Here is a 15,964-nt window from a genome sequence, read left to right as displayed (position 1 = left end):
AGGTCGAAAAATCCCCCATCGAACGCGCCTCGGGAAATGGATCTCTATCCGCCGATCAAGAGGCTGCTCGAAAGCCAGGGCTATGACGTCAAGGCCGAGGTTGGCGCGGCGGATGTCGTGGCAATGCGTGGCGAAAGTGACCTTGTGGTCGTAGAGTTGAAGCTCGCGCCGTCATTGGCCTTGTTCCACCAATGCGTTGAGCGATTATCCCTGACGGACGCTGTTTATATGGTGTTCGAGCGAAAAGCCGGAAAGCGGGGCCAGAAGTCCCGCAAGCAGACCATCGCGATGGCCCGCAGGCTGGGGTTGGGCGTCATGACCGTGCGGCTGAAAGACGGTTTCGTGGAGGTGCATTGTGACCCTGGGCCCTACGCGCCGCGTAAATCGGCCAAGCGCAAAACCGCCCTCATCAAAGAGTTCGCGCGACGCCGGGGGGATCCGAACGCGGGTGGTCAGGCCCGTTTGGGATTGGTGACTTCCTACAGACAGGACGCGTTGCGCTGCGCCGCACATCTCGCCGAACAGGGGGCAAGCAAGGGCTCGGAGGTTGCGAAAGCAACCGGGGTTGCGACGGCGACGCGCCTGATGGCGGACAATCATTACGGATGGTTTGAACGTGTGTCCAAGGGCATTTACGCGCTCACCGCCGCCGGGCGCGAGGGCCTTGTCCACTGGGCGTATAGCTGGGAAGACACCTAGCGGCCCTTGGGATCTTAGGGCTGTGCATAAACCCGCACATTTTTCCAAATCGCGCTGTTGACTCGCTGGCGGATGGTGCCTAGCTATGCCGCGTTAGCACTCGATAGAGGTGAGTGATAACGGTTTGGGCGAAAAAGAGTATCGCCCGGATCCAATGGGAGAAACTTTGAGCCTTAAGGAGCTGCAAAGATGGCATTGAAACCGCTTCATGACCGCGTGCTGGTACGCCGCACGGAAAGCGAAGAAAAAACCGCTGGCGGATTGATCATCCCCGATAGCGCGAAGGAGAAACCTTCCGAAGGTGAAGTTGTTGCTTGTGGCGAGGGTGCCCGCAAAGACAGCGGCGAGCTGATCGAGATGGCCGTGAAGGCCGGTGACAAGATCCTGTTCGGCAAATGGTCCGGCACAGAAGTCACGCTCGACGGCGAGGAACTGCTGATGATGAAGGAAAGCGACATCATGGGGATCATCGAGTAAGCCCTCTGGCTGCTCTGACCTTCACTCGCTGAACTCAAACTAGATATTCTCAAGAGGAGAAAACAACATGGCTGCTAAGGACGTCAAATTCGACACCGATGCCCGTAACCGTATGCTCAAGGGTGTGAACATCCTTGCAGATGCGGTCAAAGTCACGCTTGGTCCAAAGGGCCGCAACGTGGTTCTGGACAAATCATTCGGCGCGCCGCGCATCACCAAGGACGGTGTTTCCGTTGCCAAAGAGATCGAGCTTGAAGACAAGTTCGAGAACATGGGCGCACAAATGGTCAAAGAAGTGGCCTCGCGCACAGCTGACGAAGCGGGCGACGGCACAACCACCGCGACCGTGCTGGCCCAGGCGATTGTCAAGGAAGGCATGAAATCTGTTGCCGCTGGCATGAACCCGATGGACCTCAAGCGTGGGATCGACACCGCAACCTCGACCGTGATCGAAGCCATCAAATCCGCGTCGCGCCCCGTATCCGACAGTGACGAAGTTGCACAGGTCGGTACGATTTCCGCGAACGGCGAAGCCGACATCGGCAGCCAGATCGCTGGTGCAATGCAGAAGGTTGGCAACGAGGGTGTGATCACCGTCGAGGAAAACAAAGGTCTGGAAACAGAAACAGACGTTGTCGAAGGCATGCAGTTCGACCGCGGCTACCTGTCGCCTTACTTTGTCACAAACGCTGACAAGATGACCACTGAGCTGGAAGACTGCATCGTGCTGCTGCACGAGAAGAAGCTGTCTTCGCTGCAGCCCATGGTGCCGCTGCTGGAGCAAGTGATCCAGTCGCAAAAACCACTCCTGATCGTTGCAGAAGACGTTGAAGGCGAAGCGCTCGCAACCCTCGTGGTCAATAAACTGCGCGGTGGTCTGAAAATCGCAGCGGTCAAAGCACCTGGTTTCGGCGATCGCCGCAAAGCCATGTTGCAGGACCTTGCGATCCTCACCGGCGGTCAAGTGATCTCCGAAGATCTGGGCATGAAGCTTGAATCCGTGACCATGGACATGCTGGGCTCGGCCAAGAAAGTTCAGATCACCAAAGATGAGACCACCATCGTTGACGGGTCCGGCGAGAAAGCCGAGATCGAAGCACGTGTGGCGCAAATCCGCACGCAGATCGAAGAAACCACATCTGACTACGACCGTGAGAAGCTGCAAGAGCGCGTTGCCAAACTGGCGGGCGGTGTTGCTGTCATCCGCGTCGGTGGCATGACCGAAGTGGAAGTGAAAGAGCGCAAGGACCGAGTGGACGATGCGTTGAACGCGACACGCGCTGCCGTACAAGAAGGCATCGTTGTGGGCGGTGGTGTTGCACTGGTTCAGGCCGGTAAGACACTCGAAGGCCTCGCTGGCGAAAACAACGATCAGAGCGTCGGCATCTCCATCGTGCGCAAGGCACTGGAAGCGCCGCTGCGTCAGATCGCTGAAAACGCTGGTGTGGACGGTTCCGTTGTCGCGGGCAAGATCCGCGAAAGCGACGACGCAGCCTTTGGCTTCAACGCTCAGACCGAAGAGTATGGCGACATGTTTGCCTTCGGTGTGATCGACCCGGCCAAAGTGGTGCGCACAGCGCTGCAGGACGCGGCCTCCATTGCCGGTCTGCTGATCACCACCGAAGCCATGGTTGCCGACAAGCCTGCGAAAGAAGGCGCGGCGCCAGCAGGCGGCATGCCCGACATGGGCGGCATGGGCGGCATGATGTAAGCCACGCCGATCTGGTGAAAGAATTGGGCTCGCCTTTTGGCGGGCCCTTTTTTATGGTCAGGATCAGTCAATCAAGCGGCGATTTTGGATGGCTTCAAAGTGTTTTCTGTTCGCATCGAGAGGGTTCTGGTCACCTATCCCGAAACGGTCGCATTGCTGTCCCGCAGTTTGGTCAGCGCCTGCGCCAACGTCTCTTCGGTCCTGTCCTTGTCCAAAAAACCGTGAACGTGTTGGTCATATTTGGATTTGATCAGGTGGTGCATTTCTGGAGGCGCAAAAACCAGAACCATGACATCTTGCAGGCGCTCGTCACCAGCCAGCGCATCCAGGAATTCCAAGCCACCCATGCGCGGCATCTGCAAATCCAGGATAACGATAAACGGGACCACGGCGCTATTTTCTGCGGGTTCAGCGTCGCGCAGCACAGCCAAGGCATCCTGGCCGTCGCTTGCCGCAAGTGTAGTGCTGGTGATCTTCAGCCTTTTCAACGCGCGCCGCACGGCCAGAATGGCGACCGCATCGTCGTCCACCAGCAGGAATGTCGCGTCTGTTATCACATCGTGATCCTCTGCGGCTGTCTAAATCTGGCCAAGTCGTTCTTGGGCTCCGGTCGTGCGTCAGGCGTTGCAGGATTATACCTGACAACCTGTTTACGGATGATTGCCAGTTTCAGATCGCAAAAATGCATGCAAAGAGGCAGGTCCTGCGGCCAAGTCGCCCTATTTGATTTGCCTCTCCCCGAAGTGTCACCTGTTAACGGTGTATTCAGCGGGTGGTGCTAGCGTGCGGCAAAAGACACTTCTAAGGATCGCGACTTCATGACCCGCAATATTGCCATCAACGACATCGAAACATCTTTGCCTGCGGGGTCGCAGGACTTTGAGGATTTCATCTATTTGATCAGTCATGATGTGCGCAATTCTGTCCGTGCTCTGATCGAATTGCCGCAATGGATCGAAGATGATCTGGCGGAAGCGGGCGTTAAAGTTGATGGCTCTGTCGCCGAAAGCATCGATCTCATGAACAAGCATACCGGCAGGTTGGACCGCATGCTGGTCGATCTCCTGACCTTTTCACGGATCGGGCGCATGCAGGCCATCGAAGAGGTGGACCTAAACGATGCCTTAGATGAGGTGCTGGAAGAAGTACGCATTCCGTCTGGTTTCAAGGTTGTGCGTGCCCTCGATTGCGCGCGGCTGACAATGGGCGAACGGGATGTGCTGACACTGTTGACGGCCTTGATCTCGAATGCCGTCAAACATCATGACCGTTCGGTCGGCAAAATCATTGTGTCCTGCTACCGCGAAGGCAGCCAGGTGGTGTTGACGGTGCGCGACAATGGGCCGGGCATCCCGTCTGGCTATCACGCGCGCGTATTTGGCGCGATGACAACGCTGAAACCGCGCGATGAAGTCGAGGGAAGCGGCATGGGGCTCGCGATTGCGAGAAAAATCGCGAAACTCTACGACGGTGACGCGAAGGTTATAGAAAACACGGAGAACCGTGGCACAACGCTCGAAGTACGGATTGTTGCATAGGCGACACCAATTTCAGCAGTCTTCCCGTGAAAGTGAACGCGGTTTGCCTTCGCAAGCGATCTGACACCCAACACGTAGTTGGCCTTGCTCAAAAGAACCGCTAAGGCGCATACATGCGTTTGGTTTTGCTGATTTCCTTTACCATGGTCGCTTTTGCGGCGAACTCGGTTCTGACACGGTTTGCCGTCGATGGCGGCTACATTGATCCCAGCAGCTTTGCCCTGATCCGCGTTTTGGCTGGCGCGGTTGTACTTAGCATGATTTTGTCAGTCAGGGGCGGCAGGATGCATTTGTTTGCGCGCGCGCGGTTCGTGGGGGCTTTCAGCCTGGCGGCTTACATGGCAGGATTTTCACTGGCCTACCTGACGCTGGACGCAGGTCTCGGCGCCTTGATCCTTTTTGGTGTCGTTCAGATGTCAATGTTTGCCTATGGCGCGGCCACCAATGCGCGACCCACATCGCGCCAGCTTGGTGGTGCATCGCTTGCGTTTTGTGGTCTGCTTTTTGCGCTCTGGCCTGGACCTGGGGGACAATCAGACCCGATTGGCGCCGGGTTCATGATCTTGGCGGGTTTGGGATGGGCGGCCTACACGATTTCGGGCCGTACCGCCGAAGATCCGCTGGCGGCGACAACGGCCAACTTCATCCTATGCCTGCCGGTGCTCACCATCATACTGGCCGGGTTGGCGACCCATTCATCGCCCATCGGTTGGGCTCTGGCCATCATCTGCGGTGGCGTGACGTCCGGCCTTGGATATGCCTTGTGGTACCGGGTGTTGCCCCAGTTGCAGGGAAATACCGCCGCGGTGGTGCAGTTGAGTGTCCCAATCATCGCGCTGCTGGGCGGTGCTGTTTTGCTGCGCGAGCCGGTATCTATTCTTGTTGTTCTGGCGACGGTTCTGGTGGTCAGCGGGATCGCCATCGCCGTCACATCACGATCGTCTCAAGCGGATCGTAGCTGAGCGCATCGGGGTCCGCAAAAGCGACTTGGCCAAGGCTGCTTGGCTTGAAATTAAGCTCTGCCATATCTTCCTGCGTTGCCCAGATATGATGCGTGACAATATTCTCCGGATCCTGCCAATCCGCTGAAATCCGGGACCCGCCTATGATCTTGCAGCGGAAAAATACCTCCACCTGGTGAAATCCACTGCGCGGATCGTGAAACTCATTAACAAGGCAAGGTTCCGTGACATCAACCCGCAGGCCGGTTTCTTCGTGGACTTCACGCGCCAGATTATCCGGTAAGGAGGCCCCGGGTTCGACACCGCCACCGGGCGCGCAAAGCAGGGTGCTGCGCCCCTTTGGCCAGGCATTCACCAACAGCAGGCGCGCCTCATGAACAATCACCGCGCGAGCAGCCAGGCGAACAGGGTTTGGAGGCATAAATTCAGGTTCCGTTAAAAGCGCGTGACGTTACACTTTCGCAAGGCCAACAATGACACTATCTGAAGGAGCATGACTAGTACCGTGAGAATTCTTTTGGCCGCTTGTGCCGTCGTCTTGGCTGCAACCACAGCCAATGCGCGATGTGCCGTGCTCTTGCACGGGCTGGCGCGGACGGAGTTTTCATTTGCCCTGATGGAGACGGCTTTGATGGCCGAGGGCTACACCGTTGTGCGGCCCGGTTACCCTTCGACAACTGCGCCGGTGGCGGAGCTCGTTGCCCGGACCTTGCCCGATGCCATGGCCAAATGCGGCCCGCGGGGGCAGGTTGATTTCGTGACGCACTCCATGGGGGGGATCCTGTTGCGCCAGTGGGTTGCAGATGCCAACCCGGATCGGATCGGTCGCGTGGTGATGCTTGCACCGCCCAATCAGGGCAGCGAGGTTGTGGATGCATTTTCCGATATCGAAGCCTTTGATTGGATCAATGGCCCAGCTGGTGCGCAATTGGGTACGGGCCCCGGAAATCTGCCACAACGCTTGCCGCCTGTGACCTTTGACCTCGGCGTGATTGCTGGGGATCAATCGCTTAATCCCTATTTTTCATCGCTGTTGCCGGGGCGGGACGATGGCAAGGTGTCGGTCGCTTCTACGCGCGTTGCGGGGATGAATGACCATATCGTTTTGCCCGTGACGCATACGTTCATGATGAACAATCCACGCGTGATTGCTCAAACGGTCTCCTTTCTGAATTCCGGTAAATTCGACCGGACGCTCACCTGGTTCGACGCGGTGCTGTCGCAACTTGGCTGCCCCGATGGCAGTTGCGTGCCGAGCGTAGGAGAGATGATTGGCCGACCTTAAGCTTCAAGGTGCGCAGGTTCTGGGCTCGGAGGGTCTCGCATGCGCAGACTTGTCTATTGCCGGTGATCTGATTGGCGAGGGGTCGACCGGACGCGCGGTGGACCTTGATGGCTTTTTGGTATTGCCGGGCATTGTGGACCTGCATGGCGACGGTTTTGAACGTCATCTTGCCCCGCGCCGGGGTGCCATGAAGGAAATGGCCGAAGGGATTGTCGCGACAGAGGCCGAGTTGGCCGCAAATGGGATCACGACGGCGGTGCTGGCGCAATTTGTCAGCTGGGAAGGGGGGCTGCGCGGCCCTGAATTCGCAGATCAGGTTTTTACCGCGATCCGGGATACAGCGCCTGCTCTGGTAACAGATTTGCGCGCGCAGCTGCGGCTCGAAATCCACCTTTTGGACTTGTACGACGGCTTGCCGGAGCTCGTGACGGCATGGGGCGTCGACTACGTTGTGTTCAACGATCACCTGCCGCATGACCGGCTGTCGCAGGGCCGCAAACCGCCTCGTATGGTCGGGCAGGCGCTGAAGGCCGGGCGCAATCCGGACGACCATTTCGATATGATGATGCGGTTGCACGCACAGGCCGACAAGGTCCCAGAGGCGCTGGACCAGCTCTGCGCGCATTTGCATGAAAAAGCGGTGCGCATGGGCAGCCATGACGACGCCACGAAAGCGGCTCGTGATACCTGGCATCGTCGCGGCATCACGATTGCGGAATTCCCCGAAACTCTGGAAGCCGCAGAGGCGGCCAGGGGTGCAGGTGATGCGGTGATCCTCGGTGCGCCGAATGTTGTGCGCGGTGGGTCGCACAAGGGCAATGTGTCCGCGCTTGAACTGATCGCCATGGGGCTGTGCGATGCAGTGGCCTCAGACTATCATTACCCAAGTCTACGGCGCGCGGCGTTGATGCTGGCGCAAGGCGGTGTGGCTGATTTTGCGACCTGCTGGCAACTGGTCTCCGAAGGGCCCGCGCGGGTTTTGGGATTGCAAGATCGTGGTAGGCTGGAGCCCGGCAAACGGGCGGACATCGTGATTTTAGATGCCGAAACGCAGCGTGTCGCGGCGACCATTGCCGCCGGCAGGTTCAGCTATATGTCAGGTGAGATCGCGGAGCGCTTTATGTCCCTCTAGCGTGGGTTTCACGTAACGATCCGGTTTACATGGCCCATCTTGCGCCCCGGTTTGGTTTCCGCCTTCCCATAAAGATGCAGCGCGCAGTTTCGCTCTTTCGCCAGGGCCGCAACGCGGGCCATGTCCGCACCAATGAGGTTTTCCATCGTCACATCCGCATGACGCGTCCCGTCGCCCAGCGGCCAGCCTGCGACCGCGCGGATATGCTGCTCAAACTGATCAACCGTGCATCCGTTTTGTGTCCAATGACCTGAATTATGCACCCTCGGCGCGATTTCATTCACGACCAATCCGCCACGCGTGACGAAGAGTTCAACCCCCAAGACCCCCACATACTCCAGAGCGTTCAGAACCTTGGCCGCCATCAAAACTGCATCCGTGCGCTGAGCCACGGACAACCGCGCAGGCACGGTTGTGCTGTGCAAAATACCATTGCGGTGCACGTTTTCACCGGGATCATAGCAGGCGACATCTCCGTTCGGACTTCTGGCGGCGATGACCGAAACCTCATAATCGAAGTCAACGAAGCCTTCGAGAATACTCGGATTTCCGCCCATCTCGGCCCAGGCCTGATCGACATCATCGAGCGATCCCAGGCGCGCCTGACCCTTGCCGTCGTATCCAAACCGGCGGGTTTTCAGGATTGCGGGAAAGCCGATGTCTCGCACTGCGGTTTCAAGCGCGTCGCGGGTCGGAATGTCGGCGAAGGGGGCAACGGTCAGGCCGAGATCTTGCAGAAATGTCTTTTCGGTGAGCCGATCCTGGCTGACCCGCAGCGCTTCACGACCCGGGCGGATCGGGGTGATCTCTTCGATGGTGTCCAATGCCGAGGTCGGAATGTTCTCGAACTCATATGTCACCACGTCGACGCTTTGGGCGAAGGCGGTCAAGGCGTCTATATCCTCATAAGACGCGGTTGTGACGCGGTCGGCCACCTGTCCGGCAGGCGGTGCGGCACCCGGCTCAAAGATATGCGTTTTTAACCCAAGTCTGGACGCCGCAACCGACAGCATCCGCCCCAGTTGTCCGCCCCCCAGAATGCCGATCGTGGCGCCGGTCTCCAATGGGTCAGTCATCCGTGGGAGCCTCGGGAATCGACGCAGATAGGGCTTCGCGCCAGGCATCCAGTCGCTGAGCTAAGGCATTATCCTGCAGCGCCAGGATGCCTGCGGCCATCAGAGCCGCATTGGCCGCGCCTGCTGCGCCAATGGCCATTGTCGCAACCGGGTATCCGCGCGGCATCTGCAAAATCGAATAAAGTGAATCCACACCCGAAAGCGCCTTGGTCTGGACCGGCACGCCAATCACCGGCACCCGGGTTTTTGATGCCATCATACCGGGCAAATGCGCCGCCCCGCCCGCGCCTGCGATGATCACCTGCAAACCGCGTGCCGCGGCCTTTTTGCCGTAGTCCCACAAGCGGTCCGGGGTGCGGTGCGCCGAAACGATGCGGGTCTCATAAGGGACGGCCAATTCATCCAGCAGGTTGGCGGCTTCGCGCATCGTGGGCCAGTCGGACTGGCTGCCCATGATGATCCCAACAACGGGTGCGGTCATGTCAAAGGCTCCCCTGGCCCGATTTCTGGAAGCGGCACTATAGCCAAACGCGGGGCGTAGGCAATGCGTTGAAAATCTGCGTGAAAACGGCTCAGGCGATAATATCCGGGGTCAGCCGGTCTTCGATCTGCGCAATGATGTCCTTGAGCCGCAATTTGCGCTTTTTCAGCCGTTGCAGCGTCAATTGATCCCCCATCCCCTTGTCCACAAGGGCGTGAATCGCCTCATCCAGATCGCGGTGCTCGCGGCGGAAGACGGCGAGCTCAACCCGCAGCACTTCGTCCGTTTTCATCGACAGATCGGTTGGAGCATTCATGGGCGCGTGATTCCGTACAAGATATAGGTCTTATCATAAGCATTCACCATCAATACGCCTAGCCCTTGCGTCCGGCATGATTGCTACCCATATTCATACCAAAGGTCGCCATAACGGGGCCTTTATCTGACTGTCGCTTGACGAATAAGGACGTGTCGCATGACGAAGATGACCCTTGCTTCCTATCCCCATATGCTGGGATTTGAACAGCTTGAGCGTTTGCTGGAACGCACCGCGAAATCCGGCAATGAAGGCTACCCACCTTTTAATATTGAACAAACCTCCGACTATTCCTACCGGATCACGCTGGCGGTGGCGGGATTTGCCGAAGATGACCTGTCGATCACCGTGGAAGATCGCCAACTGGTGATCCGGGGGCGGCAGACAGATGACAGTGAAGGCCGCGTGTTTCTGCATCGCGGGATCGCAGCGCGCCAGTTTCAGCGCAGCTTCGTGCTCGCAGACGGTGTCGATGTCGGCGAAGCGATCATGGAAAACGGTCTGCTGCACGTGGACCTCAGCCGCGCCAAACCGCAGACGGTGGTGCAAACCATCAACATCAAGAAAGGGTGACGACATGCAAGAACCATTTGAAACAGCGCCAGCTGAAAATCGCATCGTCTACGTCAAAACAGTTGATGTGACCGAATTGCCCAGTGAAGTCCGCGATCAGGCGGGTGATCTGGACCATCTCTATGCGGTGCACGACAGCGATGGCCAACAACTGGCCTTGGTAGCGGATCGCGGCCTCGCCTTTCGCCTGGCACGGCAAAATGACTATGCGCCTGTGGCGGTGCATTGACGCCCGACCCGCAGGGTGAAATTGATGACAAAGGCCGCAGATCGCTGCGGCCTTTTTTGGTTTGGGGGCTGCCATGAGCTATGATTTTGATTGGGTGGATGCGTTTTCGGATGTCGTCTTTGGCGGCAACGGCTGCGCCGTCGTACACGGAGGGGCCGACCTGCCTGATGCGGTTTGCATGGCTTATGTGCGGGAAACGTCGCTGGTCGAATGCACATTCACCGGCCCATCCGATGTTGCGGACGTGCGGGTGCGGTATTTTCTGGCAAGTCGGGAGATCCCTTTTGCCGGTCATCCGACAGTCGCGACCGTTATGGCGCTACGTGCGCGGGGTCTGGTGACCGATGGACCCTTGACGCTGGAGACGCAGGCCGGTGTCATTCCGGTCGAAGTGACAGGCGATCACGTGAAGATGACCCAGATCGCGCCGACTTTCGGTCCAACAGTTCCTGCTGACGTGGTGGCCGCAGTGGGCGGGATCGCGCCCGACGACATCGTTGGACAGCCGCAGGTGGTCTCAACCGGCCTGCCATTTTGCGTCACTGTCCTCAAGGATCGCGCGACGCTGGAGCGGCTCAAATTTGACGTGGACGCCCTGCGCAGATTCAGCACATTTCTGGGGCAACCCGACACGGATATGATGGAGCCGTTTTGGGTGACCCTGTCCGGGGCCACGGATCATGGCGATACGTTCAGCCGGCTTTTGCTGGCCCCACCCAGCCCGCCGGAAGATGCCTTCACCGGCTCCGCCACCGGCGCGATGGCGGCCTATCTCTGGGCGCAGGGCATGATCCCTGAACCGGCTTTCGTGGCGGAGCAGGGGCATGGCATGGGCCGATCGGGCAGGGCATCGGTTAGGGTCCTCGGCGCGCGCGATGCGATCACAGGTGTGGAAGTTTCTGGACAGGGCGCATTGGTGATGTCCGGTAAGGCATTCCTGTCTTAGCCAATAAAAAAGCCGCCCGCATGGGTATGCGGGCGGCTTTCGATCTGCTGCAGAACCGATCAGACGCGACCGCTGATTAACCCCATGCTTTCCAGTTTCAACAATACCTGATGCGCGCAGTTGTCGACCTCGACATTCTCGGTCTCGACGCTCAGTTCAGGATTCTGCGGCACGTCATAGGGATCTGAGATGCCTGTGAATTCCTTGATCTTGCCCTCACGCGCCAGCTTGTAGAGCCCCTTGCGGTCCCGACGTTCGCATTCCTCGATCGAGGTGGCCACGTGAACCTCGACAAAGGCGCCAAAGGCTTCGATGTCCTCGCGTACCGCGCGGCGCGTGGTGGCATAAGGCGCAATCGGGGCGCAGATCGCGATACCACCGTTCTTGGTGATCTCGGAGGCCACATAGCCGATGCGGCGAATGTTCAGATCGCGGTGTTCCTTGGAGAAACCAAGCTCGGAGCTGAGGTTTTTGCGCACCACGTCCCCATCCAGCAGCGTGACGGGACGGCCCCCCATTTCCATCAGCTTGACCATCAAAGCGTTGGCAATGGTGGATTTGCCGGAACCGGAGAAACCGGTGAAAAACACCGTGAACCCTTGCTGGTCGCGCGGTGGCCGTGTGCGGCGCAGCTCGTTGACCACCTCGGGGAAGGAGAACCACTCGGGGATTTCCAGACCTTCGGCCAGACGGCGGCGCAGTTCGGTGCCGGAGATGTTGAGGATGGTGATGTCATCCTTGTCCTTGATCTCGTCCATGGGTTCGTATTGCGCGCGTTCCTGGACCCAAACCATGTGTTTGAAGTCCACCATCTCGATGCCCATTTCCTCCTGATGCGCGCGGAACAGCTCCTGCGCGTCATAGGGGCCATAGAAATCGTCACCGGCGGAGTTCTTGCCAGGACCGGCGTGATCACGCCCCACGATGAAGTGGGTGCAGCCGTGATTCTTGCGGATCAGACCATGCCAGACGGCTTCGCGCGGGCCCGCCATGCGCATGGCAAGGTTCAGCAGTGACATCGACGTTGTTGCCGCCGGATACTTATCCAGCACCGCCTCGTAACAGCGCACGCGGGTAAAGTGATCGACGTCACCGGGCTTCGTCATGCCGACGACCGGGTGGATCAGCAGGTTGGCCTGGGCTTCGCGGGCCGCCCGGAAGGTCAGTTCCTGGTGCGCGCGGTGCAGCGGGTTCCGGGTCTGGAAGGCAACCACGCGGCGCCAGCCCACCTTGCGGAAGAAGGCGCGCAATTCGTTCGGCGTGTCGCGACGGGCGCGAAAATCATAGTGCACGGGCTGTTGAATGCCGGTCACCGGACCGCCGAGGTAGATGTTGCCCGCCTGATTGTGCAGGTAGTTTACTGCGGGGTGCGCATCGTCATCCGCGCCGAATACCTTTTCCGCTTCCTTTGCCTTGTTCGGCGTCCAGCGGTCGGTCACGGTCATGGTGGCGAGGATGACACCTTCCTGATCACGCAGCGCGATGTCCTGACCAATTTCCAACTGATCGGCAAAGGCGTCGTTTACATCCAGCGTGATCGGCATCGGCCAGAGCGCGCCATCCGCCATACGCATGTTATCGACAACGCCATCGTAATCTGCTTCCGTCAGGAACCCTTTGAGTGGGTTGAAGCCGCCGTTCATCAGCAGCTCAAGATCGCAGATCTGACGGGGGGTCAGATCCCAGCTCAGCAGGTCGCCTGCTTCGCTCTTCAGCTTCTGCGCGGAGTCGTAGGAAACATAGAGCTCGGGGATCGGTGATAGGTTTGGTGTGGTCATCAAATTACTCGCTTAATAAAGGTGTGGCATTTCCCCCCAAAATGCCCTCGCGAGGCCTTTAACGCGTGTCGTATGGCTCTTTCAAGTGGAGAGTGCGGCAAATTCTGGCAATTTGGCCAGTGGGCGCTGATTTCCGCACACCGCGAGTTCAGTGTCGCCTACGGCTTTGGCAGGGGCGCTATGCTTTGGTGAGAATCACCGGCAGACCGCCTTTGGGTTTGGGGATCGGCATGCGTTGCCACTCTGGCGCTTTGCCCGCCAATTGCACCCGATGGTCGCGCAGTAGGGTCGCGACAAAGAGCTTCACCTGCATGCTAGAGAAATGCATGCCGATACATTTGTGTGCGCCACCGCCAAATGGGCTCCAGGCGAATTTATGGCTTTGATCTTCGTTGCGCCCCGGCGCGAACCTTTCGGGATCAAATTCGGTCGGGTTGCTGAAGTGTTCAGCCGATAGCATGGTCACACCGGGGTTCAGCGTGATGGACGTACCGGCCGGAATGTCGAACCCTTTCCAGTGGAAATCCTTTACCGCCAAGCGGGGGATAAAGGGCACGGGCGGCACCAGCCGCAGGGCTTCGCGGAAAACCAGATTGGTCTGCACCATCTTGCCCAGGGCGTCTTCGTCCAACGGGCCGTCGCTTAGGTTTGCTACTTCCTGTGCCAGACGGTCCTGCCACGCCGGATGGGCGCCAAGGGCTGCGATCATGACGGAAAGTGCCGTGGCCGTGGTGTCATGTGCTGCCATGATCAGCAGGTTGAACTGATCGAGGATTTCATCCTCGCTCCACCCTTGGCCGTTTTCATCGGTGGCCAGACACATCTGCGAGAAGAAATCATCGCCGCCTTGCGCCCGACGCTCCGGGATCAGGGTACGGAAGGTTTCGCGCAGGAACCGCCGTCCACGTACACCGCGCCACATTGGCGTGAAAGGAACCGGGCGTCGGATAACGGCAATCGCCGCTCTGATTTCGTCCTGAATGGCGCGGTTCACCTTATTCGCCAGGTCCCCGTCCAGCGGCAGGCCCATGAAGACCGCGCCGCCCAACCGGAGGGTCAGGCTCTTGATGGCGGTGTAGAAACAGAACGTCTCTCCATCGGGCCAGGTGTCCAGCAATGTCTTCATCGCACCGGTCATACGCACCCGGTAGTCGCGGATCGCCGCAGCGCGAAAGGCCGCCTGCATGATCCGGCGATTGGCGCGATGGTGATCAAAATCCTGCAGCAACAAACCGCCGGGGTAGATGCGTTGCAGCGCATCCCACCCGCCTTGGGATGAAAAGATGCGGGTCTTGTCCATCAGCACCATTTCCATCGCATCCGCGCCACAGAGGTTCACCCGCCACACCCCCAGCATGTTGGTCTTGTACACTGATCCATAGCGCGCGATGTAATCCTGCTGCGTGCCGTAGCTGTCACGGGCAATTTTCAGCGTGTGACCGATCAGCGGCAGTGCGGGCGGGCCGGGAATATGGGCCAGGGCGGCTTTGGTGGGCATGGGAGAGACCTCGTGGACATGGAGAAATCAGGGCGTGCCAAGGCGGGCACCGGCTGACTTATCCGGTCACGAAGTGAGAGGCGTCTTAACCCACCGTGCGCACGCAACACCATGTGGATTTCACGTGGGCATGGCGCGACCATTAGCATCGCGCCGGGAGGTTGCCCGGCGCGTGCTGACTGCTACAAATTCGGTGTGTCGCTATTCGGCAGCGCTGTTTGCAACCTCTGCGCCGTAGCCAAGGGGCAGGGAGGTATCGGCGTCCTCATGCTCGGCCAGGAACCGCTCCGCTTCCAGCGCGGCCATGCATCCCATACCCGCAGACGTCACCGCCTGACGGTATTTGTGGTCAGTCAGGTCACCCGCTGCAAAAACGCCAGGGATCGAGGTTTCTGTGCTGTCGGGTTTCGTGACGACATAGCCGCCCATGTGAGTGTCCAGCACGTCTTTGACCAATTCGTTTGCGGGCGCGTGCCCGATGGCCACAAAGACCCCCTTGGCCGCAATTTCGGTGATCTCGCCGGTCTTGGTGTGTTTGACGCGGATGCCTTCCACGCCCAGCGGGCTTTCTGTACCGACAACCTCGTCCAACTCGTGAAACCACAGGGGTTCGATCTTGGGGTTTTTCATCAACCGGTCGATCAGGATTTTTTCCGCGCGCAACTCGTCGCGGCGGTGAACCAGCGTGACCTTGGAGGCAAAGTTGGTCAGAAACAGCGCTTCTTCCACCGCGGTATTGCCGCCGCCGATCACCGCGATTTCCTGTCCACGATAAAAGAACCCATCGCAGGTGGCGCAGGCCGACACGCCGAAGCCTTTGAATTTCTCTTCGCTGGGCAATCCTAGCCATTTGGCCCGCGCGCCGGTCGCCAGAATGACCGCATCGGCAATATAGGTTGTGCCGCTGTCGCCCTTGGCAACGAAGGGGCGTTGATCCAGGTTCAGATCGGTAATGATGTCACCAATGATCTCGGTGCCCATGGCCTTGGCGTGCCCCTGCATGCGCACCATCAGGTCCGGGCCCTGCACTTCGGTGTCACCGGGCCAGTTCTCCACTTCCGTGGTGGTTGTCAACTGACCGCCCGGCTCGATCCCTTGCACAAGAATGGGGTTCAGCATGGCCCGGCTTGCATAGACGCCGGCGGTATAGCCTGCCGGTCCTGATCCGATGATGAGGACGCGTGTTTGTCTTGTCTCGGCCATAAGGACCCCCAAAGAATATCATAGCAGCGAGAACGGATATATAGTGGGGTGGGCCAAGCT

At 58.9% G+C, this 15,964-nt stretch carries 18 protein-coding genes; 10 read left to right on the top strand and 8 right to left on the bottom strand.

Features of this window, described 5'->3' with window-relative positions; translation table 11 throughout:
- The first annotated feature begins 36 nt into the window (after nucleotides 1-36).
- The 3 genes from Q1A63_RS15115 (at nucleotide 37) to groL (ending at nucleotide 2,887) form a co-directional block, all read left to right on the top strand.
- Nucleotides 37-699, top strand: coding sequence for a DUF2161 domain-containing phosphodiesterase (locus Q1A63_RS15115; protein WP_298973901.1), 663 nt, complete (start codon nucleotides 37-39; stop codon nucleotides 697-699).
- A gap of 189 nt (nucleotides 700-888) precedes the next feature.
- Nucleotides 889-1,176, top strand: a complete 288-nt coding sequence (gene groES, locus Q1A63_RS15110; protein WP_298973900.1) for a co-chaperone GroES — start codon at nucleotides 889-891, stop codon at nucleotides 1,174-1,176.
- A 67-nt stretch (nucleotides 1,177-1,243) separates the two neighbouring features.
- Complete coding sequence (gene groL / locus Q1A63_RS15105) at nucleotides 1,244-2,887, top strand: chaperonin GroEL (protein ID WP_298973886.1); 1,644 nt, start codon at nucleotides 1,244-1,246, stop codon at nucleotides 2,885-2,887.
- A gap of 134 nt (nucleotides 2,888-3,021) precedes the next feature.
- Here groL and Q1A63_RS15100 read toward each other — a convergent pair whose 3' ends face one another.
- Nucleotides 3,022-3,444, bottom strand: a complete 423-nt coding sequence (locus Q1A63_RS15100) for a response regulator (protein WP_298973884.1) — start codon at nucleotides 3,442-3,444, stop codon at nucleotides 3,022-3,024.
- A gap of 261 nt (nucleotides 3,445-3,705) precedes the next feature.
- Here Q1A63_RS15100 and Q1A63_RS15095 point away from each other — a divergent pair, with 261 nt between their 5' ends.
- Together Q1A63_RS15095 and Q1A63_RS15090 are read left to right on the top strand one after the other, a co-directional pair.
- A complete protein-coding gene (locus Q1A63_RS15095; protein ID WP_299402793.1) occupies nucleotides 3,706-4,425 on the top strand; it encodes a HAMP domain-containing sensor histidine kinase in 720 nt (239 codons plus the stop codon).
- A gap of 113 nt (nucleotides 4,426-4,538) precedes the next feature.
- The gene (locus Q1A63_RS15090) at nucleotides 4,539-5,387 is read left to right on the top strand and encodes a DMT family transporter (RefSeq protein WP_298973882.1); all 849 of its coding nucleotides are present in this window, start codon (nucleotides 4,539-4,541) and stop codon (nucleotides 5,385-5,387) included.
- On the opposite strand, the gene Q1A63_RS15085 is transcribed toward Q1A63_RS15090, so the two are convergent.
- Nucleotides 5,353-5,808 carry an NUDIX hydrolase gene (locus tag Q1A63_RS15085; RefSeq protein ID WP_298973881.1) on the bottom strand — a complete coding sequence of 152 codons (456 nt, stop codon included), beginning with the start codon at nucleotides 5,806-5,808 and terminating at the stop codon, nucleotides 5,353-5,355. The genes Q1A63_RS15090 and Q1A63_RS15085 overlap by 35 nt on opposite strands.
- Nucleotides 5,809-5,880: 72 nt before the next feature.
- On the opposite strand from Q1A63_RS15085, the gene Q1A63_RS15080 reads away from it, so the two are divergent.
- Together Q1A63_RS15080 and Q1A63_RS15075 are read left to right on the top strand one after the other, a co-directional pair.
- Nucleotides 5,881-6,672, top strand: a complete 792-nt coding sequence (locus tag Q1A63_RS15080) for an alpha/beta fold hydrolase (RefSeq protein WP_298973879.1) — start codon at nucleotides 5,881-5,883, stop codon at nucleotides 6,670-6,672.
- Nucleotides 6,659-7,804, top strand: a complete 1,146-nt coding sequence (locus Q1A63_RS15075; protein WP_298973877.1) for an alpha-D-ribose 1-methylphosphonate 5-triphosphate diphosphatase — start codon at nucleotides 6,659-6,661, stop codon at nucleotides 7,802-7,804. Before Q1A63_RS15080 ends, Q1A63_RS15075 begins: the two co-directional genes overlap by 14 nt.
- 8 nt (nucleotides 7,805-7,812) lie before the next feature.
- Here Q1A63_RS15075 and Q1A63_RS15070 read toward each other — a convergent pair whose 3' ends face one another.
- From Q1A63_RS15070 to Q1A63_RS15060, 3 genes are all read right to left on the bottom strand, one after another.
- Entirely contained in the window at nucleotides 7,813-8,880 is a 1,068-nt protein-coding gene (locus Q1A63_RS15070; protein WP_298973875.1) for a 5-(carboxyamino)imidazole ribonucleotide synthase, read from the bottom strand.
- A complete protein-coding gene (gene purE / locus Q1A63_RS15065; protein ID WP_298973874.1) occupies nucleotides 8,873-9,361 on the bottom strand; it encodes a 5-(carboxyamino)imidazole ribonucleotide mutase in 489 nt (162 codons plus the stop codon). The genes Q1A63_RS15070 and purE overlap by 8 nt, the downstream gene beginning before the upstream one ends.
- 91 nt (nucleotides 9,362-9,452) lie before the next feature.
- Nucleotides 9,453-9,677 (bottom strand): DUF465 domain-containing protein, encoded by a 225-nt coding sequence (locus tag Q1A63_RS15060; protein WP_298973872.1) that lies wholly within the window; start codon nucleotides 9,675-9,677, stop codon nucleotides 9,453-9,455.
- A gap of 159 nt (nucleotides 9,678-9,836) precedes the next feature.
- On the opposite strand from Q1A63_RS15060, the gene Q1A63_RS15055 reads away from it, so the two are divergent.
- From Q1A63_RS15055 to Q1A63_RS15045, 3 genes are all read left to right on the top strand, one after another.
- Nucleotides 9,837-10,250 carry an Hsp20 family protein gene (locus tag Q1A63_RS15055; protein WP_298973870.1) on the top strand — a complete coding sequence of 138 codons (414 nt, stop codon included), beginning with the start codon at nucleotides 9,837-9,839 and terminating at the stop codon, nucleotides 10,248-10,250.
- A gap of 4 nt (nucleotides 10,251-10,254) precedes the next feature.
- On the top strand, nucleotides 10,255-10,479 hold the full coding sequence (locus tag Q1A63_RS15050) for a DUF1150 family protein (RefSeq protein WP_298973868.1): 225 nt from the start codon (nucleotides 10,255-10,257) through the stop codon (nucleotides 10,477-10,479).
- Between the two features lie 73 nt (nucleotides 10,480-10,552).
- Nucleotides 10,553-11,425: a PhzF family phenazine biosynthesis protein gene (locus tag Q1A63_RS15045; RefSeq protein ID WP_298973866.1), complete on the top strand. Its 873-nt coding sequence runs from the start codon at nucleotides 10,553-10,555 to the stop codon at nucleotides 11,423-11,425.
- Between the two features lie 59 nt (nucleotides 11,426-11,484).
- Here Q1A63_RS15045 and Q1A63_RS15040 read toward each other — a convergent pair whose 3' ends face one another.
- The 3 genes from Q1A63_RS15040 to trxB form a co-directional block, all read right to left on the bottom strand.
- The gene (locus tag Q1A63_RS15040) at nucleotides 11,485-13,203 is read right to left on the bottom strand and encodes a bifunctional sulfate adenylyltransferase/adenylylsulfate kinase (RefSeq protein ID WP_298973864.1); all 1,719 of its coding nucleotides are present in this window, start codon (nucleotides 13,201-13,203) and stop codon (nucleotides 11,485-11,487) included.
- A gap of 178 nt (nucleotides 13,204-13,381) precedes the next feature.
- Entirely contained in the window at nucleotides 13,382-14,701 is a 1,320-nt protein-coding gene (locus tag Q1A63_RS15035) for a cytochrome P450 (protein WP_298973862.1), read from the bottom strand.
- A 201-nt stretch (nucleotides 14,702-14,902) separates the two neighbouring features.
- Complete coding sequence (gene trxB / locus Q1A63_RS15030; RefSeq protein ID WP_298973860.1) at nucleotides 14,903-15,904, bottom strand: thioredoxin-disulfide reductase; 1,002 nt, start codon at nucleotides 15,902-15,904, stop codon at nucleotides 14,903-14,905.
- Nucleotides 15,905-15,964: the final 60 nt, after the last annotated feature.

This window comes from uncultured Roseobacter sp., from assembly GCF_947499265.1.
Classification (GTDB): Bacteria; Pseudomonadota; Alphaproteobacteria; order Rhodobacterales; family Rhodobacteraceae; genus Roseobacter.
This window is presented reverse-complemented; position numbering and strand designations above follow the sequence as displayed.